The organism is Rickettsia endosymbiont of Urophora cardui, assembly GCF_964030725.1.
Classification (GTDB): domain Bacteria; phylum Pseudomonadota; class Alphaproteobacteria; order Rickettsiales; family Rickettsiaceae; genus Rickettsia.
In genome coordinates, this window is sequence record NZ_CAXIPY010000006.1 from 501,002 (window position 1) to 525,511 (window position 24,510).

Genomic DNA, 24,510 nt, shown 5'->3' on the forward strand with positions numbered 1-24,510 from the left:
TGTTGTCAAAACTCTATCCCATTACAAATGATCAGGATTTGAAGTGTTTTTGGCGGATAGACTATCTAACGTTATGCTTTTGATTATATGCGACAATTGTTTAAGTTTTTTATTCATGTTACCAATCACATCTTGTGTTCTTTTTGAACGGTTTAAAGTGAGAAACACTTTTTGTGTTCTGATATCCACAAGAGCGCCTATATTACGACTTTGATTACCTTTGTTAAAAGTTAAATCACCTTCTAAATGACCTATTGCTGCTATCTTTCTATTTATCTCTGGTCTTTCAGTAATGGAAACTCGATTTGGTATTGTAATTCTTTTGTTTCTGATTCTTGTACCATGATGCAACCTATTTTTCCTTTTTCTTGCTAAAGATAAATATAATTTTTGCCTTTGTGCTATAGGAGATGTATAAATAAACTGGTATATACTCTCTGTAGAAATATTGACAGTATCTCGTGATAGTTTACGTCTACCTGAAATTATATCTGGTGAAATACCCTGTGTTAACTGCTTTATTATTTCTGCTCGTAAATTATTATCAATATCTAATTTTCTTTTTCTCTTACCTTGCCTTAAACTGCAAGCAAGTGTGTTAGCCCTATCTGGTCTATAATTATGCCTCATTCTCTTGAGTTCATAACATATAGTGCTTTTATCACGGCCAATCTTTGTCCCTATATATCGCGAGCTATAACCACTCTTATTCATTTCGTATATTTTAAATCTTTCATCTATCGTTAAATGAGCCATGATATATCTATATTTAAATGATGCTCCTCGCAGCAGAGCTACGAGGTATCTAAAAAAGTTTTAGTTGTTTCTTATGATATCACGAAGCAGAGCTTCGGGGAATTAAACCCTGAGAGATTAAAAATTGATTATATCTGGCTTAATTAATTATAGAACTTTCCGATTAATAAATTGGTCTAGGCTCGAAGAGTGGTTATCAAAAAATGTTTGTATTAAGAAATTTGGTAGAAATAGAAAATGTCATAGAGTGATGCTTGGCATAACGATGCTACAAGCAATGTATAATTTTTCAGATTCATTATCAGAGGAAGAGCTAAAAGAGAATATGTATTGGCAGTATTTCTGCGGGTGGGAATATATAGAAAAAGACATAGCTATCTCGGAAACTAGTATACGACGGTTTCGTAGTGTATTAGGTGAAGCTGGATATAATGAGATATTATCGGAGTTGATCAGGGTTGGGATAAAAACTAACACAATTAAAAAAAAAGATTTGGAATTAATCATCGCTGATACGACTGTACAAATTAAGAATATCAAACACCCACACGATGTTTATTTAATGGATAAAGCTAGGCTTAGCATAGTAAAGCTTTGCAACAGTTTGGGTATACATTTGAATGAAACATACGCTAGAACCTATAAACGCGATATAGTAAAGCTATGGAAATATAAAGAACATAGTAAAGCCAAGAAGCGTTGGAAAATAATGAAGCATTTAAAAATATTACTGGGTCGTTTGATTAGAGTATGTGAGCGTGAGATCAAAAATAAGCAATTAAACTTGTCTCTCAAAAATCAAGAAGTATTGCAAAAAATAAAACAAATACATAACCAATCTGTTTTAAAAAGAGAAGCTAAAAAGCAATATAAAGAAGATAACAAAGTATTATATAGTTTTCATGCCCCTGAAGTAGAGTGTATAGGAAAGGGAAAACGCAACAAGCCATATGAGTTTGGCAATAAAGTAGCGGTAGTAGTAAGTGGTCGTAGAAATTTTGTTTTATCCGCAAAATCGTTTCATAATAATCCTTATGATGGTCATACATTGCATCAGAGCTTTGAAGCAGTAGAGAGTGTCACTGGAATCAAGATAAAGAAATCATTTGTTGATCTTGGGTATAGTGGTAGCAATGTAAAGGAGAAGAGTAAGGTATATACCCCAAAAACGCGGAAGAAGTTGTTACAAGAGGACAAGTCTATGATCAAGAGACGCAGTGCCATAGAACCAATAATAGGTCACTTAAAGCAATATGGTCGGATGGGTAGAAACTTCTTGAAAGGTATGATAGGAGATATTATCAATCCAATAATCTCTGCTATTGGTTTGAATTTACGATGCATTGCAAATCATTTACAAATCGTGTCTAACTCCACATAAATCAAAAATATCATCATGCAAAAACTAGATGAACGATAAAAAATCGTTAACAATAGCTCCATATCAAAATTAGACCAACACAGAAATGTATCAGTAAAAATTAACATAACTTATTAATTTTTATTGAAAATCTTAGCAATTTGTTGTCAAAACTCTATCCCATTACAAATGATCAGGATTTGAAGTGTTTTTGGCGGATAGACTACATATACTGATTTATTAATAATAAGTTTATCTTGTCTTACTTTCACTACTAAACAGTCAAAATATACTATAGGGTATACTGATTCAAGAGGTCTACTCTGCCAAATCTTGACCTCATCTATTACTTCATCTGTAATCCTGCTGATTAGGCTCTCACTGATCTCAGCTCCATATAATTCTTGCAATTGTGTTTTAATATCAGACACACTCATACCCTTCGCATATAAGGATATTATCTTTTGGTCTAAGCCATCTATTCTTGTTTGTTTCTTTGAGACTATTATAGGTTCAAATTTACCTTGTCTGTCTCTTGGAACATTTAGCTCTATAGTACCATTCTCACTAATCAGATTCTTACTAAAACTACCATTCCTCGCATTCTCAGTTTCAGCTCTATCATACTTGCTATAACCTAAATGTTCTGACATCTCAGCATGCAGTGCTCGCTCTAAAATACCCTTGGTTAATTCCTTAATTAATCCATTCTGACTTAGTACTGTTTTTAAATCTACTCCACCTTCTATCAGCAAATCTATTGCTTCATTTATTTTTTTATTCTTCTCTATTTGCATTTCTGTTACCTATATTTTTAATTACTTCTAATATAGGCTCAACAAAAATTTACACAATCATTGCAAAAGACTCTTTTAAATCGAAAGAACGTGTTCTCTACACGCTCCCTTCTACCATAATTATTCTTTACCCTCCATGCTTGGTATCCTTTGTTTTGTTGATATATAACAGCTGCATCTCTCTCAGTTTTATCCCTAAGCGATTGAACTTTTACTGAAGAGTTTGGGGGTCTAATAACTGGTTTTATCTTCTTCTTTCTCAACAATTGATATGTAGATTCACCGTCATACCCTCGATCTCCCAGAAAATCCTTGGCTCTGACATTAGCTATTAGTAGTCCAATCTGTGATCTATCATCTATAGTATGCTCTGTGGTACTATCGGCAAGTATCATACCTTGATCTTCTATAACGATATGTAGCTTTTTCCATATGCGACGCTTATATTGCTTACCATGCTTATTTTCTAGCCATTCGTTCCCTGTGTAGGCTTGTATCCCTGTACTATCCATTGAAATACAACTAAATTCTTTATCTTGATTTCCATGTAAATACCTAAGATCTAATGACTTCATACGCTTACTTAATGTTGTATAGTCTGGACATCTAATAGATAAACCCGATATTTCAAAGAGCCAGTTTATAAAGCCTTGGGTTTGGCGTAACTTAAGACCGAATAAGCATCTGATCTTCAAACACTGTAATATAGCGTGATCACTATAGCGTCTAGGTCTTCCTCGTTTCATTTCCTCTCTGTAATCAGCATACCAGCCAATCGCCAAATCACTGGCAATCATAAAATCTATGCGACCCCTATTGCGTAAAAAATTATTATATTCTGACCAATTCGTTATTTTATATTTAGAATACTTGCGTGATTTACTAAAAGGGGCTTTCTTCCGAGATCTCATATAATCTGGATTATTTTTAATTCAGGACATCTTACCAGATTATCACCACTCTTGCTCTACAAATCTTATTTATGCAACAAAGCCCTCTGCTGCGAGGAGCATCATTTAAATATAGATATATCATGGCTCATTTAACGATAGATGAAAGATTTAAAATATACGAAATGAATAAGAGTGGTTATAGCTCGCGATATATAGGGACAAAGATTGGCCGTGATAAAAGCACTATATGTTATGAACTCAAGAGAATGAGGCATAATTATAGACCAGATAGGGCTAACACACTTGCTTGCAGTTTAAGGCAAGGTAAGAGAAAAAGAAAATTAGATATTGATAATAATTTACGAGCAGAAATAATAAAGCAGTTAACACAGGGTATTTCACCAGATATAATTTCAGGTAGACGTAAACTATCACGAGATACTGTCAATATTTCTACAGAGAGTATATACCAGTTTATTTATACATCTCCTATAGCACAAAGGCAAAAATTATATTTATCTTTAGCAAGAAAAAGGAAAAATAGGTTGCATCATGGTACAAGAATCAGAAACAAAAGAATTACAATACCAAATCGAGTTTCCATTACTGAAAGACCAGAGATAAATAGAAAGATAGCAGCAATAGGTCATTTAGAAGGTGATTTAACTTTTAACAAAGGTAATCAAAGTCGTAATATAGGCGCTCTTGTGGATATCAGAACACAAAAAGTGTTTCTCACTTTAAACCGTTCAAAAAGAACACAAGATGTGATTGGTAACATGAATAAAAAACTTAAACAATTGTCGCATATAATCAAAAGCATAACGTTAGATAATGGCAAAGAATTTACCAATCATGAACAACTATTGCCAAAATCTGAACGAAAAGTATATTTTTGCAATCCTTATTCTCCATGGCAAAAACCATTGATAGAGAAGATTAACTCAATGGTGCACAGAGTATACTCTAAATCTTTAGATATAAAAAAATTAACAATAAAGCAATTACAAGAAATTGAGGATTTTTTAAATAATTTACCAAGAAAAGTGCTCGGTTATAAAACACCCAATGAGGTATGGGAAGAAAATATAAATCTGGCTTAATTAATACTGGAATTTACCATTTACCATTTTTTATCTTGATTTCCATGTAAATACCTAAGATCTAATGACTTCATACGCTTACTTAATGTTGTATAGTCTGGACATCTAATAGATAAACCCGATATTTCAAAGAGCCAGTTTATAAAGCCTTGGGTTTGGCGTAACTTAAGACCGAATAAGCATCTGATCTTCAAACACTGTAATATAGCGTGATCACTATAGCGTCTAGGTCTTCCTCGTTTCATTTCCTCTCTGTAATCAGCATACCAGCCAATCGCCAAATCACTGGCAATCATAAAATCTATGCGACCCCTATTGCGTAAAAAATTATTATATTCTGACCAATTCGTTATTTTATATTTAGAATACTTGCGTGATTTACTAAAAGGGGCTTTCTTCCGAGATCTCATATAATCTGGATTATTTTTAATTCAGGACATCTTACCAGATTATCACCACTCTTGCTCTACAAATCTTATTTATGCAACAAAGCCATTATTGAGCATAGTTAAAAAACTATTGCTTATTTGTGTTCTGTAATTTATATTGACTAACAAATCGTACATCATTCTACGTTCTACGTCAAACCTAGTTAACCAATAAATAATTATAACTAAATAAGTCTGCAAGCCAGACTATGTATAGTCAATTCAGTTGAATTTTGTAACAGGCGTGAGGGTAGAGCTTATAATAATAGGCGAGACGACGAACAACGAAGCACAAATTTCAAATCAATTGACTATAGGTAAGGAATTATGCCTAATTTCATTATGTTCAAAAGTATATTACCTGATCATCATGATCAATTTGCTGAAATTTTTGATCAAATTAATGATTTATTAGAAGATCATAATTATAATGCTGCAGCTAGCAGGCTTGCAGAACTTCATTATGCTGATTTAGCTGATTTCTTAGATAATTTAAGTCCTAAAATCTATAAAATAATCATTCCCCTACTACAAGACAAAATCAAACCTGAAACCTTGGTTTCATTAAATGCTTATAGCAAACCTTTAATAATAGAAACGCTTGGCATAAAAAAGTCAGCAGAATTAATTGATAAGCTTGATATAGAAGATGCTATCGAAGTTGTAATTGACTTAGATGATGATATTAAAGATTTAATATTAAGCAATCTTTCTAAAGAAAAAAAACATCAAATCACTATTGGGTGTACATATCCAGAAAATACAGTAGGAAGGGTAATAGAGCGAGACTTTGTTAATCTTCAAGAAAATTGGACTGTTAAAGAGTCGTTAAATTTTATAAAAACTGTCAGAAATGACTTCCACGCTGCTATTGTTACAGACAATAAACTACGTCCTATCGGTATCATCTCGCTTAGTACTTTAATTAAGCATGAAAAAAATGAATTGGTGAAAAATTTAATGAGTAAAGATTTTAAACTGGCTGATAGTTTCACCGCTTTAACTGAACTTAGTTTCATTTTTAAACAATATGCTTTAACTATAGTGCCAGTGGTCAATAAAAATGGTAAATTAATTGGTAGCGTATCTATTGACAATATAATCTATATTATTGAAGAACAAGCCGAAAAGGATATATTATCGCTAAGCGGTGTGCATACACAAGATACCTTTTTTAATTTCTTTTACACTGTAAAACATCGTTTTCCATGGTTATTTGTTAATCTGATTACCGCTTGCATGACTTCGCTTATTATTAATCATTTTAATGATACTATTGCAAAGCTTGTAACACTTGCAGCTACTATGCCTATTGTAGCCTCTATGGGCGGCAATGCAGGCACGCAAGTTATGACAGTAACAGTTAGAGCACTTGCCAATAAAGATATTCATTATAGTAACGTAAGTAAAATAATCTTGAAAGAAATAGCCGTATCGGGTTTTAACGGCTTTGTGCTAGCAATTATCGGTGCAGGACTTAGCTTTGTGATGCTGATGGACCTTAATCTTAGCGTAATTTTTGCTATTGCTGTAATCTTAAACTTTCTGGTAGCAGGGTTATTTGGCTCTGCTATTCCGATATTACTGCACTATTTCGATATTGACCCAGCTGCTGGCTCTGGCGTCTTTCTGACTACCCTAACCGATGCTTTAGGCTTCCTCACCTTTTTAAGTCTTGCTCACGTCTTTCTGGTATAGTATAAATTTTTTTTATTCATAGCTTAGAACATATCTTCCTTTAAAAGCTCTAGACTTTAGGCAGGGGAGGATTTGCTTTTGTTTTAGATTTAGTTTGTTTAATCTCTCAGGGTTTAATTCCCCGAAGCTCTGCTTCGTGATATACTACTTGAATGGAAGAAAGCAGTTATATACATAAGAGTCATAATGCACAGTACTAATATATCATTTGGTAACGCCGGCAAAGTATAGAAGAGTAATATTCAATCAAGAACTAGATGATTATTTGTGTAAAATTTGTGAGCACATAGAAGATCGTTATGAAATTAGATTTTTAGAAATAGGAGTAGATAAAGATCACGTACATTTTTTATTACAGTCAATACCAATGTATAGCCCAACAAAAATAACTCAAATCATAAAAAGGGTAAATTCCAGTATTAATTAAGCCAGATTTATATTTTCTTCCCATACCTCATTGGGTGTTTTATAACCGAGCACTTTTCTTGGTAAATTATTTAAAAAATCCTCAATTTCTTGTAATTGCTTTATTGTTAATTTTTTTATATCTAAAGATTTAGAGTATACTCTGTGCACCATTGAGTTAATCTTCTCTATCAATGGTTTTTGCCATGGAGAATAAGGATTGCAAAAATATACTTTTCGTTCAGATTTTGGCAATAGTTGTTCATGATTGGTAAATTCTTTGCCATTATCTAACGTTATGCTTTTGATTATATGCGACAATTGTTTAAGTTTTTTATTCATGTTACCAATCACATCTTGTGTTCTTTTTGAACGGTTTAAAGTGAGAAACACTTTTTGTGTTCTGATATCCACAAGAGCGCCTATATTACGACTTTGATTACCTTTGTTAAAAGTTAAATCACCTTCTAAATGACCTATTGCTGCTATCTTTCTATTTATCTCTGGTCTTTCAGTAATGGAAACTCGATTTGGTATTGTAATTCTTTTGTTTCTGATTCTTGTACCATGATGCAACCTATTTTTCCTTTTTCTTGCTAAAGATAAATATAATTTTTGCCTTTGTGCTATAGGAGATGTATAAATAAACTGGTATATACTCTCTGTAGAAATATTGACAGTATCTCGTGATAGTTTACGTCTACCTGAAATTATATCTGGTGAAATACCCTGTGTTAACTGCTTTATTATTTCTGCTCGTAAATTATTATCAATATCTAATTTTCTTTTTCTCTTACCTTGCCTTAAACTGCAAGCAAGTGTGTTAGCCCTATCTGGTCTATAATTATGCCTCATTCTCTTGAGTTCATAACATATAGTGCTTTTATCACGGCCAATCTTTGTCCCTATATATCGCGAGCTATAACCACTCTTATTCATTTCGTATATTTTAAATCTTTCATCTATCGTTAAATGAGCCATGATATATCTATATTTAAATGATGCTCCTCGCAGCAGAGCTACGAGGTATCTAAAAAAGTTTTAGTTGTTTCTTATGATATCACGAAGCAGAGCTTCGGGGAATTAAACCCTGAGAGATTAAAAATTGATTATATCTGGCTTAATTAATTATAGAACTTTCCAAATAATCCAGGCGTCAGTCATGAAAATGGTTCTGTTGAAAAAAGTCATGATACATTTAAGCAAGCAGTGAATCAACATCTGCTATTACGTGGATCACGTAATTTTGTTGATTTAAAAGCTTATGAATTATTCCTTACACAAATTAAAGAAAAGCGAAATAGCTGTAGAAAAGAAAAATTAGCTGAAGAATTAGTTCATTTAAAAGAGTTACCAATCAGGAAATGGAATGCACCTACAATATTATCAGTACGTGTTAATCCAAGCAGTACAGTTAGTATTTTATCTGTAGCTTATTCTGTGCCTAGTCGCTTAATAGGTTATACTTTAAAAGCTTATATTTATTCTGAAGAAATAGAGCTTTACTATGGTAACAAATGTTTACAAAAAATGTCTAGAATCAGCAATGGCTATGTTATTGATTATAGACATATTATTGATAGTTTAGTACGTAAACCTGGAGCATTTGTTCAATATCAATATTATGAAGCTTTATTCCCACGTGCTATATTTCGTCAGGTATATGACCAGCTTATCTCTATATATCCATATAAAGGGCATAAAATATATCTTAAAATATTACAATTAGCAAAAATGTATGGAGAATTGAATGTAGTTACTGCATTAGAAGTGCTATTAGAAAAGAAGATTGAGCCAATAATTGATCATATTACAGATTTACTAAATAACCAGACTCAAACTGTTTGTTCAGTAAAAATTAATCAACCAATACTGTCTGAATATGATCAATTACATTGCTTTAAAACAATGGAGGTTGCATGAGTAAACAGATAATAACTCCGCAACCGCTAAATAATTTACTCAAGAACCTTTGCTTACCTACTTTTGCATCGTGCTATAAATCAGTTGCAGAAAGCTTTGAGCAAGAAAAGAAAACATATATAGATTATCTACAGGAGTTAGCCATACGTGAGTTAGAACATAGACAACAACAACGTATTGCCAGATTGCTGAAGCAAGCAAAACTCTCTCGAGATAAGTTATTAAGCAACTTTGATATTAAGCGTATCCCAGGATTATCGCCAACTAAGATCCAATATCTTGCACAAGGAGAATTTATGGATCGCTATGAAAATATACTTATTTTTGGTAATCCTGGCACTGGCAAAAGTCATCTTAGTATAGGTTTAGCACGTGAGTGGTGTCTTGCTGGTAGACGTGTATTATATACAACAGCAGCTAATTTGGTTCAACAATTACTAGAAGCAAAGCTTAGTTTAAAACTTAAGCAAATTATTAAAAAATTCGATTATTTTGAAATATTGATAATTGATGATATATCATATGTACCATATAATCGTGAAGAAACTGATGTTTTATTTACCTTATTAGCTGAACGTTATGAAATGCGTAGTGTATTAATGTCCCCCTACGGGGATAAAAAATCCCTCGCCTTCAGGCGAAGGGAAGATATAATGAAGTTGCTTTAGCAACGAATTGATAAAAAGATATGAGAAGTTATAGAAAAAATAGTCATAGCCAGTATGATTTAAAAGTACATATTATATGGATACCAAAGTATAGAAAAAGAGCATTGGTAGGAAAAGTAACTGAGAGAGTCAGGGATTTATTAAGGCAAATTTGCATGGAACATGAAGCATATATAATTTCAGGTAAAGTATCTTGTGATCATGTTCATATATTTATTTCATACCGTCCTCAAGTGGCTTTAAGTAAGCTTGTACAATATCTAAAAGGGAGTAGCTCAAGAATATTATTGCAAGAATTTGCTCATTTAAGGAAACAATTTTGGGGTAATCATTTTTGGGCTAGAGGATATATGGCGGTGAGTTCAGGTAATATTACTGACGAAATGATACAGCAGTATATTGATGAACAAGAAGGTGAGCCAGTAAATGATGATCGATTTCTAATCGATTCCACTTTATAACCCCTCAGCTTATAGCTGAGGGTTGTTTAGTTACTAGCAATTTAGTTTTTGCAAAATGGAATACTATTTTTAAAGATGAAATGACTACGTCAGCAGTTATTGACAGATTGGTTCACCATTCTTCAATTCTTGAACTCAATACTGAAAGTTATAGAATCGCTACAGCTAAAGGCAAAAAATTAACTATAAAATCGGAGGATAATAATGTAACACTTTAGACAATATTTTTTACTCAAAAATGGGTAATTTTAATATTCGTCATGGGTAATTCTAATGTTCGTTCATCAGCCAATGAGCACATTTTATGACACGCTTCATAGAATCTGAAGTTTTGACAAAAATTCTAATTTTTCTGACTAAAGTAAAAATTTATATTTAAAGTTAAATATTTAGTGCTTTTATCAGCTTAAAAGCGATATTTCTACAATTTAAAGTAAATTATTTGATATATAATACAAATTATAGATTGATACACTCGCCACTTTTTTTAATAAAAATTTTTTGTCAAAACTTCAGTAGAATGAAAATTACATATAAAAAAAGAGCCAAAATACAAAAGCAGGGATGAAGAAGCTAGAAAACAATTTGTGGAATATATTGATCAAATAGCATCTGATAAACTTGTGTATTGTGACGAAATGGGGGTAAGTAATAATATAACCATGTTGTACGGATGGTCAGAAAGAGGAACAAGAGCTTACTCAGGGCAAGCAGGTTTTGCTACTGAGCGAGTAAATATAGTTGCTGGTTATAATAAGGGCACCAAAGAATTAATTGCTCCGTTAGAGCATTCCGGTTATATTGATAAGCAATTATTTAATCAGTGGGTAGGTGAGCTATTATGCCCATCACTAAAACCTGGACAATGTGTAATAATGGATAATGCGAGTATTCATAAGTCACCGTTGGTAAACTGAAGTTTTGACAAAAAATTTTTAATTAATAAATCAGTATATGTAGCTTTAGGAATAGATTTATCTGGCAGAAAGGATATTTTAGGCTTATGGATAAGTGAGAATGAAGGAGCTAAATTTTGGCTTGGTAATTTTACTGAGATGAAAAATAGAGGAGTAAAAGATATCTTAATTGCTTGTAGTGATAATCTAACTGGTATGTCTGATGCTATTGCATCAGTATATCCGAAAACTGAACATCAAATTTGTATTGTCCATCAGATCAGGAATAGCCTCAAATATGTATCATATAAAGATAGAAAGCAATTAGCAGCGGATTTGAAACTAATCTATACTTCTGCTACTGAAAAAGAAGCAGAATTAGCTCTTGAGTCATTTGATCAAAAATGGAGTAAGCAATATCCGCATATAGCTAAATCTTGGTATAATAATTGGGATAATTTGATAATTTTCTTGCAATATCCAAAGGAGATTCGTAAGATTCTTTACACTACAAATGCGATAGAATCGCTGAATAGCCAATTGAGAAAAGTTACTAAGAATAAACGCATCTTTCCAAGTGATGACGCAGTATTTAAGGTTTTATATCTGACAATTGATTATATTACCAAAAAATGGTCTATGCCTATCCCCAATTGGAATGAAGCTATGGCTCATTTTATGATCAAATTTGATGGTAGGATTTAATGGCTCACGAAATTTACACAATTGATGAAACAGAGCCGTATAAATCTCTATTTTTTTGTTTTAAAATTTTTGCTTTGCTTTTTTTAATAGGCTGCGGGATTGTCGCTTATATAATATATTACTATTCTCGTGATTTACCTGATTATAGACAGTTAGCAAGATATTATCCTCCCTCGGTAACCCGTATTTATTCTCGTGATGGAAAATTAATGGAGGAATATGCTTTCGAGCGGCGTGTATTTATCCCAATTAACAGTATTCCTACCTCATTAAAAGAAAGCTTTATTGCTGCAGAGGATAAAAATTTCTATAACCACCAAGGGGTTGATTTATTTGGAATAGTTAGGGCAGCGTTTCTTAACATATCAAATTGTCTTCATCATAGGCGTATGGAGGGTGCTTCTACTATTACTCAGCAGGTAGTAAAGAATTTTCTACTTACCAATGAAGTATCGTTTCAACGTAAGATCAAAGAAGCTATTTTATCTTATATGATCTCAAGAGTATTTACCAAAGATCAGATTTTAGAATTATATCTCAATCAAACATTTTTTGGGCGTGGTGCGTATGGGGTTGCTACTGCCGCACAAAATTATTTTAACAAATCAGTAGAGGAGCTAACTATTGCGGAGTCAGCTTTTATTGCAGCATTACCTAAAGCACCTTCTGAACTTAATCCTGAGAAAAATTATGCTAGGGTTAAAGCGCGTCGTGATTATGTAATAATGCGGATGCTAGAAGATGGTTATATCACAAGCGATGCAGCAAAAGAGGCAGTAGATAGTCCAATTACGCTAAGAAAACGAGATCAGGATGAAACTGTTACGGCTGATTATTATGCTGAGCAAGTTAGGGATGAAGTAATTAAAATGTTAGGTAGTAAAGATGAATTTTATACTAGCGGTCTTACTATTATTACTTCTTTAGATGCTAAAATGCAAAAATTTGCTGAAGAGTCACTACGAAAAGGTCTTAGAGATTTTGATAGAAAACGTGGTTTCAGAAAAGCTATAGCTACTATCTCACTTAATAACTGGCAAGAAGAACTAAAAAAATTACCAACCACACCATCGCTTCTAGAATATAAAATCGCTGTAGTTTTAGAAGTTACTGATACTCAAGCTGAGATCGGTTTTGCAAGCGGAGCTAAATCTAAAATCCCTATTTCTGAAATGAAATGGGCAAAAAGTGAGCTTAAATCAGCTAAAAAGCTACTAACAAAGGGTGATGTAATAGTTGTAGAGCCTGTAAAAGATTATTATGCCTTACGGCAAATTCCAGAAGTAAATGGTGCTATTATGGTCATGAATCCACATACTGGACAGGTACTTGCAAGCGTCGGCGGATATGATTTCTTTGCTAGTAAATTTGACAGGGTAACACAGGCACTTCGTCAACCAGGTTCTTTAAGTAAAACTTTTGTTTATCTAGCAGCCCTTGAAAATGGCGTTAAACCAAATCAGATTTTTAATGATGGTCCTATTGAGATTTCACAAGGTCCTGGTATGCCAAGCTGGCGTCCTAAAAATTATGAGGGTAAGTTTCTAGGACCAATTACTATGCGTACCGGACTTGAAAAATCCCGTAATCTTGTAACAGTTAGAGTAGCAACTGCGGTGGGACTCACCAAAATCGTTGATATAATGAAGCGATTCGGAATTAATGATAATCCGCAGAAAGTTTATTCTATGGTACTTGGTTCCATTGAAACAACACTTGAGAGAATAACTAATGCTTATGGCATTATTGCTAATGGTGGCAAAAGAATAAAGCCGCATTTTGTTGAATTAATCAAAGATCGTAACGGCAAAGTTATTTATCGCAGAGATGATAGAGAATGTACAACTTGTAACGTTTCAGATAATGATTTAGATAACGCTATATTAGAAATTCCGGCAGAAAATATTTATATGGTCACGGATGCAGCAAGTGACTATCAAATTACTTCACTTTTAACAAGTGTAGTAGATAGGGGAACTGCTTACTCTGCAAAGAAATTAGGGAAAATTATCGGCGGAAAAACCGGTACTAGTAACGATAGTAAAGATACATGGTTTATAGGCTTCACACCCAAAATAGTTGTGGGTAGTTATGTTGGATATGATACGCCAAGAACTCTAGGAAGAAGAGCGACAGGATCAAGCGTAGTATTACCTATTTTTATTGATTTTATGAGTAACGCTTATAAAGATGAACCGCCCTTACCTTTTAAAGTACCTGATTCAATAAAGCTACAAGCTGTAGATAGAGCAACTGGTCAAATCACGCCTGGTGGTTCTATTATGGAAGCATTTAAGATCAAGAACATCCTGATAATTGAAGATGAAAGCGGAATCGTAGACAACAATTATAATGATGACGTTTTTGATTACGTGCCTAGCGAAAAAGATCAATCTCAAGAGATTTATTAATGTCACCTCGCGGCGGCATTGTTGCGTGGAGGTAAATTCCAGTATTAATTAAGCCAGATTTATATTTTCTTCCCATACCTCATTGGGTGTTTTATAACCGAGCACTTTTCTTGGTAAATTATTTAAAAAATCCTCAATTTCTTGTAATTGCTTTATTGTTAATTTTTTTATATCTAAAGATTTAGAGTATACTCTGTGCACCATTGAGTTAATCTTCTCTATCAATGGTTTTTGCCATGGAGAATAAGGATTGCAAAAATATACTTTTCGTTCAGATTTTGGCAATAGTTGTTCATGATTGGTAAATTCTTTGCCATTATCTAACGTTATGCTTTTGATTATATGCGACAATTGTTTAAGTTTTTTATTCATGTTACCAATCACATCTTGTGTTCTTTTTGAACGGTTTAAAGTGAGAAACACTTTTTGTGTTCTGATATCCACAAGAGCGCCTATATTACGACTTTGATTACCTTTGTTAAAAGTGAAATCACCTTCTAAATGACCTATTGCTGCTATCTTTCTATTTATCTCTGGTCTTTCAGTAATGGAAACTCGATTTGGTATTGTAATTCTTTTGTTTCTGATTCTTGTACCATGATGCAACCTATTTTTCCTTTTTCTTGCTAAAGATAAATATAATTTTTGCCTTTGTGCTATAGGAGATGTATAAATAAACTGGTATATACTCTCTGTAGAAATATTGACAGTATCTCGTGATAGTTTACGTCTACCTGAAATTATATCTGGTGAAATACCCTGTGTTAACTGCTTTATTATTTCTGCTCGTAAATTATTATCAATATCTAATTTTCTTTTTCTCTTACCTTGCCTTAAACTGCAAGCAAGTGTGTTAGCCCTATCTGGTCTATAATTATGCCTCATTCTCTTGAGTTCATAACATATAGTGCTTTTATCACGGCCAATCTTTGTCCCTATATATCGCGAGCTATAACCACTCTTATTCATTTCGTATATTTTAAATCTTTCATCTATCGTTAAATGAGCCATGATATATCTATATTTAAATGATGCTCCTCGCAGCAGAGCTACGAGGTATCTAAAAAAGTTTTAGTTGTTTCTTATGATATCACGAAGCAGAGCTTCGGGGAATTAAACCCTGAGAGATTAAAAATTGATTATATCTGGCTTAATTAATTATAGAACTTTCCAATATCCTTATATGCGAAGGGTATGAGTGTGTCTGATATTAAAACACAATTGCAAGAATTATATGGAGCTGAGATCAGTGAGAGCCTAATCAGCAGGATTACAGATGAAGTAATAGATGAGGTCAAGATTTGGCAGAGTAGACCTCTTGAATCAGTATACTCTATAGTATATTTTGACTGTTTAGTAGTGAAAGTAAGACAAGATAAACTTATTCTTAATAAATCAGTATATGTAGCTTTAGGAATAGATTTATCTGGCAGAAAGGATATTTTAGGCTTATGGATAAGTGAGAATGAAGGAGCTAAATTTTGGCTTGGTAATTTTACTGAAATGAAGAATCGAGGAGTAAAAGATATCTTAATTGCTTGTAGTGATAATCTAACTGGTATGTCTGATGCTATTGCATCAGTATATCCGAAAACTGAACATCAAATTTGTATTGTCCATCAGATCAGGAATAGCCTCAAATATGTATCATATAAAGATAGAAAGCAATTAGCAGCGGATTTGAAACTAATCTATACTTCTGCTACTGAAAAAGAAGCAGAATTAGCTCTTGAGTCATTTGATCAAAAATGGAGTAAGCAATATCCGCATATAGCTAAATCTTGGTATAATAATTGGGATAATTTGATAATTTTCTTGCAATATCCAAAGGAGATTCGTAAGATTATTTACACTACAAATGCGATAGAATCGCTGAATAGCCAATTGAGAAAAGTTACTAAGAATAAACGCATCTTTCCAAATGATGACGCAGTATTTAAGGTTTTATATCTGACAATTGATTATATTACCAAAAAATGGTCTATGCCTATCCCCAATTGGAATGAAGCTATGGCTCATTTTATGATCAAATTTGATGGTAGAATTTAATGGTTCACGAAATTTACACAATTGATGAGACAGAGCCTGGAATGAAGCTATGGCTCATTTTATGATCAAATTTGATGGTAGGATTTCATGGCTCACGAAATTTACACAATTGATGAAACAGAGCCATTACTGCATTATTTTGTTTTGTCGATGATTTTTGTAAAATTAGCGAGCAGTGGATTAATAAATCATTTCTACCATTAATCTCTCAGGGTTTAATTCCCCGAAGCTCTGCTTCGTGATATCATAAGAAACAACTAAAACTTTTTTAGATACCTCGTAGCTCTGCTGCGAGGAGCATCATTTTAAAAATTTTTTGTCAAAACTTCAGTAATGATAAACGTAGAGATTATAAAAAACTATAGCAAATGGCGTGAATATAAGCAAATAAATAAGGCTTTGATTAAAAAAACTACTCAAAAAACCTTATCACAATTTGATAATTTTAGTGAAATAAAGCAATTCGAACTATCAATTTTGCTAACAAATAACGAAGAAATATTGACCTTAAACAAGCAATTTCGTAATATAGAAAAAGCAACTAACGTTCTTTCTTTTCCTGCTAATGAATTAAATTGGCAAGATTTACATTTTAGCGGTAACGAAATAGCTTCTAGTAATAAGCCTATTATCCTTGAAAATTTAGGGGATTCTGATTATATGCATTTAGGGGACATAGCATTTTGCTATGATGTAATATATAATGAATCATACGAACAACAAAAAACTTTTGAGAATCACTTTATTCATCTTTCAATACATAGTATTTTACACTTAATCGGGTTCGATCATCAAAATGATACAGAAACAAAGATCATGGAAAATCTAGAAATCGAGATATTAGCACATTTCGGTATATCCTCACCCTATTCATTAACTAAATAAAAAAATTTATGTTAAAATCTTCAAAAAAAGAAGATGACAATAAAAAGAATCACAATAATAAGTCAATTTTTCACTTGCGAAAATTATTCTCACCGATAAAATCTTTATTTTCAAATAAAGTACCGGATGATTTCTTTAGCGTTATAAAACGTTTAAAAACTAATAGTCAGAAAATGACTTTAGATGAACGTAATATTTTAGCTAATTTGCTAAAATTAAAAGGCAAAACCATTGAAGACATAATGGTACCACGCTCTGATATTGCGGCAATAAAACTTACTACAAATATAGAAGAATTAAACGAATCTATTAAGGTAAAAATTCCGCATACCAGAACTCTAATATATGATGGTACTTTGGATAATATAGTTGGTTTTATTCATATCAAAGATCTATTTAAAGCATTAGTTACAAAACAAAATTTTCGCTTAAAAAAGCTAATACGTAAGCATATAATCGCTGCTCCCCCTATGAAGCTATTAGATTTGCTTGCAAAAATGCGTCGTGAGAAAACCCATATTGCTATAGTTATTGACGAGTATGGCGGTACTGATGGCTTAGTTACGATTGAAGATGTTATGGAAGCGTTAGTTGGGCGAATCGATGATGAGCATGATCAGAAATCAGAGTATGATAACTATAAGGTCATTAATAACTCAACAATTATTGCAAACGCACGTGTTGAAGTGGAAGTGCTTGAAGAAATAATCGGCGAAAAGCTAAAAGACGATGATGATGAGTTCGATACTATAGGCGGTTTAGTGCTTACGAAAATGGGCAATGTTCCGGCGGTGGGTACTAAAATAAATGTTTCAGAAAATATTGAAATTGAAGTAACGGATGCAAATCCTCGCTCATTAAAGCAAGTCAAGATTACGCTTAAGAACAGTTTAAAACGTGCTAAATCATCTTAAATCTTTATTACAAAACTATCACAGTATGTAAGCGTCTTGTAAATAGTGAGCAATACATATTATTCTATAGTGGCATAAGCAAAGGATAATATAGTAGAAGAATATCACCATCCCCACTATTACAGAAGCACAAAAGAACCAAATCATTAGTGAATCATATCAAACAGGATGTATTATATCCCAACTTGCAAAATCTTATGGCATATCTGTTAAACTGAAGTTTTGACAAAAATTCTAATTTTTCTGACTAAAGTAAAAATTTATATTTAAAGTTAAATATTTAGTGCTTTTATCAGCTTAAAAGCGATATTTCTACAATTTAAAGTAAATTATTTGATATATAATACAAATTATAGATTGATACACTCGCCACTTTTTTTAATCTCTCAGGGTTTAATTCCCCGAAGCTCTGCTTCGTGATATCATAAGAAACAACTAAAACTTTTTTAGATACCTCGTAGCTCTGCTGCGAGGCTTTGTTGCATAAATAAGCTTTTGAATATACTGCCCCTAACCCCGCAATGCTAGCCTAGCCAACAGGCACAGAGATAGGTTTACCAATTTCAAACATTTTGTTTAATAAGTGGCATTTAATAGACATTTCTTTTGTCATATTTTGATCATGTCTTGATAGAAACTTACTACCAAAAGAAGTTTTAAATGGCTCTGTCTCATCAATTGTGTAAATTTCGTGAACCATTAAATTCTACCATCAAATTTGATCATAAAATGAGCCATAGCTTCATTCCAATTGGGGATAGGCATAGACCATTTTTTGGTAATATAATCAATTGTCAGATATAAAACCTTAAATACTGCGTCATCATTTGGAAAGATGCGTTTATTCTTAGTAACTTTTCTCAATTGGCTATTCAGCGATTCTATCGCATTTGTAGTGTAAATAATCTTACGAATCTCCTTTGGATATTGCAAGAAAATTATCAAATTATCTCAATTATTATACCAAGATTTAGCTATATGCGGATATTGCTTACTCCATTTTTGATCAAATGACTCAAGAGCTAATTCTGCTTCTTTTTCAGTAGTAGAAGTATAGATTAGTTTCAAATCCGCTGCTAATTGCTTTCTATCTTTATATGATACATATTTGAGGCTATTCCTGATCTGATGGACAATACAAATTTGATGTTCAGTTTTCGGATATACTGATGCAATAGCATCAGACATACCAGTTAGATTATCACTACAAGCAATTAAGATATCTTTTACTCCTCGATTCTTCATTTCAGTAAAATTACCAAGCCAAAATTTAGCTCCTTCATTCTCACTTATCCATAAGCCTAAAATATCCTTTCTGCCAGATAAATCTATTCCTAAAGCTACATATACTGATTTATTAATAATAAGTTTATCTTGTCTTACTTTCACTACTAAACAGTCAAAATATACTATAGGGTATACTGATTCAAGAGGTCTACTCTGCCAAATCTTGACCTCATCTATTACTTCATCTGTAATCCTGCTGATTAGGCTCTCACTGATCTCAGCTCCATATAATTCTTGCAATTGTGTTTTAATATCAGACACACTCATACCCTTCGCATATAAGGATATTATCTTTTGGTCTAAGCCATCTATTCTTGTTTGTTTCTTTGAGACTATTATAGATTCAAATTTACCTTGTCTGTCTCTTGGAACATTTAGCTCTATAGTACCATTCTCACTAATCAGATTCTTACTAAAACTACCATTCCTCGCATTCTCAGTTTCAGCTCTATCATACTTGCTATAACCTAAATGTTCTGACATCTCAGCATGCAGTGCTCGCTCTAAAATACCCTTGGTTAATTCCTTAATTAATCCATTCTGACTTAGTACTGTTTTTAAATCTACTCCACCTTCTATCAGCAAATCTATTGCTTCATTTATTTTTTTATTCTTCTCTATTTGCATTTCTGTTACCTATATTTTTAATTACTTCTAATATAGGCTCAACAAAAATTTACACAATCATTGCAAAAGACTCTTTTAAATCGAAAGAACGTGTTCTCTACACGCTCCCTTCTACCATAATTATTCTTTACCCTCCATGCTTGGTATCCTTTGTTTTGTTGATATATAACAGCTGCATCTCTCTCAGTTTTATCCCTAAGCGATTGAACTTTTACTGAAGAGTTTGGGGGTCTAATAACTGGTTTTATCTTCTTCTTTCTCAACAATTGATATGTAGATTCACCGTCATACCCTCGATCTCCCAGAAAATCCTTGGCTCTGACATTAGCTATTAGTAGTCCAATCTGTGATCTATCATCTATAGTATGCTCTGTGGTACTATCGGCAAGTATCATACCTTGATCTTCTATAACGATATGTAGCTTTTTCCATATGCGACGCTTATATTGCTTACCATGCTTATTTTCTAGCCATTCGTTCCCTGTGTAGGCTTGTATCCCTGTACTATCCATTGAAATACAACTAAATTCTTTATCTTGATTTCCATGTAAATACCTAAGATCTAATGACTTCATACGCTTACTTAATGTTGTATAGTCTGGACATCTAATAGATAAACCCGATATTTCAAAGAGCCAGTTTATAAAGCCTTGGGTTTGGCGTAACTTAAGACCGAATAAGCATCTGATCTTCAAACACTGTAATATAGCGTGATCACTATAGCGTCTAGGTCTTCCTCGTTTCATTTCCTCTCTGTAATCAGCATACCAGCCAATCGCCAAATCACTGGCAATCATAAAATCTATGCGACCCCTATTGCGTAAAAAATTATTATATTCTGACCAATTCGTTATTTTATATTTAGCAGGAGTTTCGCACTTAGCAAAATTGTGTATTAGTTAGAAGCCATTTAATGTTGTTCTGAATTGATGTTTTTATAACTTCCCAAGTTTGTTGATATAAAGTAATTTTTTCATTTATCCTCCTTTTGTTCATATCAAGCCATGCCAATACAGCAAGGCAAATATGATTTCTTTGAGCTCGACCCGTGCGTGCCTGACAGCATTCAATACCACAAGTTTGTTTTAATTCTCGATGATAAACTTCTATAGACCAACGTGCCTTAACAATTTTCTCTATTTGCTCACGTGTAGGATTCTCTAAATTAGTTGTTATGTAATCAATGCGACCATTTTTTGCCACAAACTTAAATACCGTAACCCAACCGTATCCACGTAGGTGAATTTTTAGCCCTTCATCGGGAATCTCCAAAGTGTCCAAGCTAACATTACGATTAACTTTTCTATTTTTTCTTAGGTTAGTAACCCATATCCAACCTAAATTACGTATATGTTTTAAATTATCCAAACCACTATACCTAGCATCCATGACTATGGCATCAGGATTGATACCTCTTTCTTTAGCTAAAGTAAGCAGATCACAAAAATGCTCGTTCTTTGTTTTGCCATCAGTTTCTTTATCATATATTCTATAATCTACAGGAGTAGATTGATCAATTTGAGTATTGTAATGCAGTAAGTTTACCATTCCTATACCAGGTATAACATCATGTACAGCCCCAGAATATTGATAATTTACAATCTCGATCCTCTTACTGTATTGCTTTGACAATAAGGTGTCATCTCCTACTAATAAACAAGGGGCCTCTAGATCAAGATATTTTGACACTTTGCTATAGATTTCGCTAGGGCGAAAATCCTTACTCTTTAACCATCGACTTGCACTATCGTGCGATAGATCTACTGGGCTTACTTCAGATAATGCTTTGCCAGTATATCTTACACTACTTGCTTGTAAAAATGATTTATATAAATCTTTACTACATTTTGATCTTGTCATTTTTATCTAAAACTATTTTTCTCTAGATTAGCATATTCTTTGCTAAGTGCGAAACTCCTGTTTAGAATACTTGCGTGATTTACTAAAAGGGGCTTTCTTCCGAGATCTCATATAATCTGGATTATTTTTAATTCAGGACATCTTACCAGATTATCACCACTCTTGCTCTACAAATCTTATTTATGCAACAAAGCCATACAGTTTAGGAAGAATATTTTGTACTTGGATGGTAAATTATTCTTAAACAAGCTTTTCATGAATTCAAGCTCAATAGGTACGAATAACTTAGTTCTCAAGATATGCTCCAAATTAGATTCATGATCTAATTTAGAACTATCACTAACCTTTAAGTTAACGGGTAGGTCTTTCATTCTCTCGTATAATCTATCAGGAAGAACGGCTTTGTTGCATAAATAAAATTTGTAGAGCAAGAGTGGTGATAATCTGGTAAGATGTCCTGAATTAAAAAATAATCCAGATTATATGAGATCTCGGAAGAAAGCCCCTTTTAGTAAATCACGCAAGTATTCTAAATATAAAATAACGAATTGGTCAGAATATAATAATTTTTTACGCAATAGGGGTCGCATAGATTTTATGATTGCCAGTGATTTGGCGATTGGCTGGTATGCTGATTACAGAGAGGAAATGAAACGAGGAAGACCTAGACGCTATAGTGATCACGCTATATTACAGTGTTTGAAGATCAGATGCTTATTCGGTCTTAAGTTACGCCAAACCCAAGGCTTTATAAACTGGCTCTTTGAAATATCGGGTTTATCTATTAGATGTCCAGACTATACAACATTAAGTAAGCGTATGAAGTCATTAGATCTTAGGTATTTACATGGAAATCAAGATAAAGAATTTAGTTGTATTTCAATGGATAGTACAGGGATACAAGCCTACACAGGGAACGAATGGCTAGAAAATAAGCATGGTAAGCAATATAAGCGTCGCATATGGAAAAAGCTACATATCGTTATAGAAGATCAAGGTATGATACTTGCCGATAGTACCACAGAGCATACTATAGATGATAGATCACAGATTGGACTACTAATAGCTAATGTCAGAGCCAAGGATTTTCTGGGAGATCGAGGGTATGACGGTGAATCTACATATCAATTGTTGAGAAAGAAGAAGATAAAACCAGTTATTAGACCCCCAAACTCTTCAGTAAAAGTTCAATCGCTTAGGGATAAAACTGAGAGAGATGCAGCTGTTATATATCAACAAAACAAAGGATACCAAGCATGGAGGGTAAAGAATAATTATGGTAGAAGGGAGCGTGTAGAGAACACGTTCTTTCGATTTAAAACTTCTTTTGGTAGTAAGTTTCTATCAAGACATGATCAAAATATGACAAAAGAAATGTCTATTAAATGCCACTTATTAAACAAAATGTTTGAAATTGGTAAACCTATCTCTGTGCCTGTTGGCTAGGCTAGCATTGCGGGGTTAGGGGCAGTATATTCAAAAGCTTATTTATGCAACAAAGCCGCTCCTCGCAGCAGAGCTACGAGGTATCTAAAAAAGTTTTAGTTGTTTCTTATGATATCACGAAGCAGAGCTTCGGGGAATTAAACCCTGAGAGATTAAAAAAAGTGGCGAGTGTATCAATCTATAATTTGTATTATATATCAAATAATTTACTTTAAATTGTAGAAATATCGCTTTTAAGCTGATAAAAGCACTAAATATTTAACTTTAAATATAAATTTTTACTTTAGTCAGCAAAATTAGAATTTTTGTCAAAACTTCAGTCAATTATCGAAACAGTATTTAGTGTGCTGAAGGGTTCTTTCGGATCGAGCATACAAGACATAGATCAATTTGGAATGCCTTTGTACATATCTTATCCGCACTAATTGCATACTGTATGAAACCTAACAAACCTGCTATATCTCAAAATTAGCTAATCCAGAATTCAGGTTATAAATATGATATCAAGTGTTACGAACAATGGAAGACTAAGGTGCATGTTATATGAAGATACACTAAAAACAGATATATTTATAGAATTTCTAAGAAGATTAGTTAAATATGCAAAAAGGAAGATCTTTTTAATATTAGACAATTTAAAAGTACATCATAGTAAAAAAGTATACAACTGGACAAATAAGCATAAAGATAAAATTTCTTTGTTTTTTTGCCTCCTTATACTCCACTATAATCCAGATGAATACTTAAATAATGACTTAAAAAGCAATGTATAGCTAACACGGAAATGTTTCTACCACAGATTAGGAAAAACTTAGGCATTGATCAATAATTTTACGTAAACAGTTTTTAAAGTTAGTCCAGCAATGTTTAATAGGATTTAGATCTGGTGAATATGTGAGTAAATACAAAAACTATGTAAAAACCTTTCCGCGTTAGCT

General features: G+C 32.9%; 20 protein-coding genes and 7 pseudogenes. 17 read left to right on the forward strand and 10 right to left on the reverse strand.

Annotation, left to right across the window (positions count from 1 at the left end; genetic code table 11):
- Positions 1-24: 24 nt before the first annotated feature.
- Positions 25-756: pseudogene (locus AAHI98_RS10530) on the reverse strand (IS30 family transposase); the annotation flags it as partial.
- Positions 757-880: 124 nt separating this feature from the next.
- Here AAHI98_RS10530 and AAHI98_RS10535 point away from each other — a divergent pair.
- Entirely contained in the window at positions 881-2,137 is a 1,257-nt protein-coding gene (locus AAHI98_RS10535; RefSeq protein WP_342225830.1) for an IS5 family transposase, read from the forward strand.
- Between the two features lie 203 nt (positions 2,138-2,340).
- Here the strand turns inward: AAHI98_RS10535 and AAHI98_RS10540 are convergent.
- Together AAHI98_RS10540 and AAHI98_RS10545 are read right to left on the reverse strand one after the other, a co-directional pair.
- Positions 2,341-2,913 (reverse strand): annotated as a pseudogene (locus AAHI98_RS10540) (IS256 family transposase); the annotation flags it as partial.
- A gap of 38 nt (positions 2,914-2,951) precedes the next feature.
- On the reverse strand, positions 2,952-3,824 hold the full coding sequence (locus AAHI98_RS10545) for an IS5 family transposase (protein ID WP_342225832.1): 873 nt from the start codon (positions 3,822-3,824) through the stop codon (positions 2,952-2,954).
- Between the two features lie 122 nt (positions 3,825-3,946).
- On the opposite strand from AAHI98_RS10545, the gene AAHI98_RS10550 reads away from it, so the two are divergent.
- Positions 3,947-4,909, forward strand: coding sequence for an IS30 family transposase (locus AAHI98_RS10550; RefSeq protein ID WP_342224646.1), 963 nt, complete (start codon positions 3,947-3,949; stop codon positions 4,907-4,909).
- 20 nt (positions 4,910-4,929) lie between these two features.
- Here AAHI98_RS10550 and AAHI98_RS10555 read toward each other — a convergent pair whose 3' ends face one another.
- The gene (locus tag AAHI98_RS10555) at positions 4,930-5,319 is read right to left on the reverse strand and encodes a transposase (protein WP_342225833.1); all 390 of its coding nucleotides are present in this window, start codon (positions 5,317-5,319) and stop codon (positions 4,930-4,932) included.
- Between the two features lie 345 nt (positions 5,320-5,664).
- Here AAHI98_RS10555 and mgtE point away from each other — a divergent pair, with 345 nt between their 5' ends.
- Positions 5,665-7,035, forward strand: a complete 1,371-nt coding sequence (gene mgtE / locus AAHI98_RS10560; protein ID WP_342225834.1) for a magnesium transporter — start codon at positions 5,665-5,667, stop codon at positions 7,033-7,035.
- Between the two features lie 152 nt (positions 7,036-7,187).
- Positions 7,188-7,450: pseudogene (gene tnpA, locus AAHI98_RS10565) on the forward strand (IS200/IS605 family transposase); the annotation flags it as partial.
- 8 nt (positions 7,451-7,458) lie between these two features.
- On the opposite strand, the gene AAHI98_RS10570 reads toward tnpA (AAHI98_RS10565), so the two are convergent.
- Positions 7,459-8,421: an IS30 family transposase gene (locus AAHI98_RS10570; protein ID WP_342224646.1), complete on the reverse strand. Its 963-nt coding sequence runs from the start codon at positions 8,419-8,421 to the stop codon at positions 7,459-7,461.
- 228 nt (positions 8,422-8,649) lie between these two features.
- Between AAHI98_RS10570 and AAHI98_RS10575 the strand changes: the two genes are divergently transcribed.
- From AAHI98_RS10575 to AAHI98_RS10605, 7 genes and pseudogenes are all read left to right on the forward strand, one after another.
- On the forward strand, positions 8,650-9,363 hold the full coding sequence (locus AAHI98_RS10575; RefSeq protein WP_342225835.1) for a Mu transposase domain-containing protein: 714 nt from the start codon (positions 8,650-8,652) through the stop codon (positions 9,361-9,363).
- The gene (locus AAHI98_RS10580) at positions 9,360-10,031 is read left to right on the forward strand and encodes an ATP-binding protein (protein ID WP_342225836.1); all 672 of its coding nucleotides are present in this window, start codon (positions 9,360-9,362) and stop codon (positions 10,029-10,031) included. Before AAHI98_RS10575 ends, AAHI98_RS10580 begins: the two co-directional genes overlap by 4 nt.
- Before the next feature lie 20 nt (positions 10,032-10,051).
- A complete protein-coding gene (tnpA, locus tag AAHI98_RS10585) occupies positions 10,052-10,492 on the forward strand; it encodes an IS200/IS605 family transposase (protein ID WP_342224764.1) in 441 nt (146 codons plus the stop codon).
- 11 nt (positions 10,493-10,503) lie between these two features.
- Complete coding sequence (locus tag AAHI98_RS10590; RefSeq protein ID WP_342226184.1) at positions 10,504-10,710, forward strand: ATP-binding protein; 207 nt, start codon at positions 10,504-10,506, stop codon at positions 10,708-10,710.
- Between the two features lie 405 nt (positions 10,711-11,115).
- Positions 11,116-11,409, forward strand: coding sequence for a transposase (locus tag AAHI98_RS10595; RefSeq protein ID WP_342226185.1), 294 nt, complete (start codon positions 11,116-11,118; stop codon positions 11,407-11,409).
- Positions 11,410-11,427: 18 nt separating this feature from the next.
- Positions 11,428-12,093: pseudogene (locus tag AAHI98_RS10600) on the forward strand (IS256 family transposase); the annotation flags it as partial.
- Positions 12,093-14,504, forward strand: coding sequence for a penicillin-binding protein 1A (locus tag AAHI98_RS10605; RefSeq protein ID WP_342225837.1), 2,412 nt, complete (start codon positions 12,093-12,095; stop codon positions 14,502-14,504). The pseudogene AAHI98_RS10600 and the gene AAHI98_RS10605, both read left to right, overlap by 1 nt.
- A 48-nt stretch (positions 14,505-14,552) precedes the next feature.
- Here the strand turns inward: AAHI98_RS10605 and AAHI98_RS10610 are convergent, their stop codons facing one another.
- The gene (locus tag AAHI98_RS10610; RefSeq protein WP_342225838.1) at positions 14,553-15,515 is read right to left on the reverse strand and encodes an IS30 family transposase; all 963 of its coding nucleotides are present in this window, start codon (positions 15,513-15,515) and stop codon (positions 14,553-14,555) included.
- 162 nt (positions 15,516-15,677) lie between these two features.
- Here AAHI98_RS10610 and AAHI98_RS10615 point away from each other — a divergent pair.
- The 3 genes and pseudogenes from AAHI98_RS10615 to tlyC form a co-directional block, all read left to right on the forward strand.
- Positions 15,678-16,553 (forward strand): annotated as a pseudogene (locus AAHI98_RS10615) (IS256 family transposase); the annotation flags it as partial.
- Positions 16,554-16,886: 333 nt separating this feature from the next.
- Positions 16,887-17,438, forward strand: coding sequence for an rRNA maturation RNase YbeY (gene ybeY / locus AAHI98_RS10620; protein ID WP_342225839.1), 552 nt, complete (start codon positions 16,887-16,889; stop codon positions 17,436-17,438).
- 8 nt (positions 17,439-17,446) lie between these two features.
- The gene (tlyC, locus tag AAHI98_RS10625; RefSeq protein ID WP_342225840.1) at positions 17,447-18,352 is read left to right on the forward strand and encodes a hemolysin C; all 906 of its coding nucleotides are present in this window, start codon (positions 17,447-17,449) and stop codon (positions 18,350-18,352) included.
- Positions 18,353-18,881: 529 nt separating this feature from the next.
- Here the strand turns inward: tlyC and AAHI98_RS10630 are convergent.
- From AAHI98_RS10630 to AAHI98_RS10645, 4 genes and pseudogenes are all read right to left on the reverse strand, one after another.
- Positions 18,882-19,052 (reverse strand): hypothetical protein, encoded by a 171-nt coding sequence (locus AAHI98_RS10630; RefSeq protein WP_342225825.1) that lies wholly within the window; start codon positions 19,050-19,052, stop codon positions 18,882-18,884.
- Positions 19,052-20,266: pseudogene (locus AAHI98_RS10635) on the reverse strand (IS256 family transposase). Before AAHI98_RS10635 ends, AAHI98_RS10630 begins: the two are co-directional and overlap by 1 nt.
- 38 nt (positions 20,267-20,304) lie before the next feature.
- Positions 20,305-21,162, reverse strand: a complete 858-nt coding sequence (locus AAHI98_RS10640; protein WP_342226187.1) for an IS5 family transposase — start codon at positions 21,160-21,162, stop codon at positions 20,305-20,307.
- Positions 21,146-22,126: an IS701 family transposase gene (locus AAHI98_RS10645; protein WP_342225841.1), complete on the reverse strand. Its 981-nt coding sequence runs from the start codon at positions 22,124-22,126 to the stop codon at positions 21,146-21,148. The genes AAHI98_RS10640 and AAHI98_RS10645 overlap by 17 nt, the downstream gene beginning before the upstream one ends.
- Positions 22,127-22,609: 483 nt before the next feature.
- On the opposite strand from AAHI98_RS10645, the gene AAHI98_RS10650 reads away from it, so the two are divergent.
- The 3 genes and pseudogenes from AAHI98_RS10650 (at position 22,610) to AAHI98_RS18185 (ending at position 24,345) form a co-directional block, all read left to right on the forward strand.
- The gene (locus AAHI98_RS10650) at positions 22,610-23,572 is read left to right on the forward strand and encodes an IS5 family transposase (RefSeq protein WP_342224734.1); all 963 of its coding nucleotides are present in this window, start codon (positions 22,610-22,612) and stop codon (positions 23,570-23,572) included.
- Between the two features lie 314 nt (positions 23,573-23,886).
- A pseudogene (locus AAHI98_RS18675) lies at positions 23,887-24,044 on the forward strand (transposase); the annotation flags it as partial.
- A gap of 19 nt (positions 24,045-24,063) precedes the next feature.
- Positions 24,064-24,345, forward strand: a complete 282-nt coding sequence (locus tag AAHI98_RS18185) for a transposase (RefSeq protein ID WP_410526248.1) — start codon at positions 24,064-24,066, stop codon at positions 24,343-24,345.
- Positions 24,346-24,510 lie beyond the last annotated feature (165 nt).

What these genes read in the sequence shown, in the direction of transcription:
- AAHI98_RS10545 (WP_342225832.1), bottom strand. Translation starts at nt 3,824, where the DNA reads ATGAGATCTCGGAAGAAAGCCCCTTTTAGTAAATCACGCAAGTATTCT.
- AAHI98_RS10550 (WP_342224646.1), top strand. Translation starts at nt 3,947, where the DNA reads ATGGCTCATTTAACGATAGATGAAAGATTTAAAATATACGAAATGAAT.
- AAHI98_RS10555 (WP_342225833.1), bottom strand. Translation starts at nt 5,319, where the DNA reads ATGAGATCTCGGAAGAAAGCCCCTTTTAGTAAATCACGCAAGTATTCT.
- mgtE (WP_342225834.1), top strand. Translation starts at nt 5,665, where the DNA reads ATGCCTAATTTCATTATGTTCAAAAGTATATTACCTGATCATCATGAT.
- AAHI98_RS10570 (WP_342224646.1), bottom strand. Translation starts at nt 8,421, where the DNA reads ATGGCTCATTTAACGATAGATGAAAGATTTAAAATATACGAAATGAAT.
- AAHI98_RS10580 (WP_342225836.1), top strand. Translation starts at nt 9,360, where the DNA reads ATGAGTAAACAGATAATAACTCCGCAACCGCTAAATAATTTACTCAAG.
- tnpA (WP_342224764.1), top strand. Translation starts at nt 10,052, where the DNA reads ATGAGAAGTTATAGAAAAAATAGTCATAGCCAGTATGATTTAAAAGTA.
- AAHI98_RS10605 (WP_342225837.1), top strand. Translation starts at nt 12,093, where the DNA reads ATGGCTCACGAAATTTACACAATTGATGAAACAGAGCCGTATAAATCT.
- AAHI98_RS10610 (WP_342225838.1), bottom strand. Translation starts at nt 15,515, where the DNA reads ATGGCTCATTTAACGATAGATGAAAGATTTAAAATATACGAAATGAAT.
- ybeY (WP_342225839.1), top strand. Translation starts at nt 16,887, where the DNA reads ATGATAAACGTAGAGATTATAAAAAACTATAGCAAATGGCGTGAATAT.
- tlyC (WP_342225840.1), top strand. Translation starts at nt 17,447, where the DNA reads ATGTTAAAATCTTCAAAAAAAGAAGATGACAATAAAAAGAATCACAAT.
- AAHI98_RS10630 (WP_342225825.1), bottom strand. Translation starts at nt 19,052, where the DNA reads ATGGTTCACGAAATTTACACAATTGATGAGACAGAGCCATTTAAAACT.
- AAHI98_RS10645 (WP_342225841.1), bottom strand. Translation starts at nt 22,126, where the DNA reads ATGACAAGATCAAAATGTAGTAAAGATTTATATAAATCATTTTTACAA.
- AAHI98_RS10650 (WP_342224734.1), top strand. Translation starts at nt 22,610, where the DNA reads ATGAGATCTCGGAAGAAAGCCCCTTTTAGTAAATCACGCAAGTATTCT.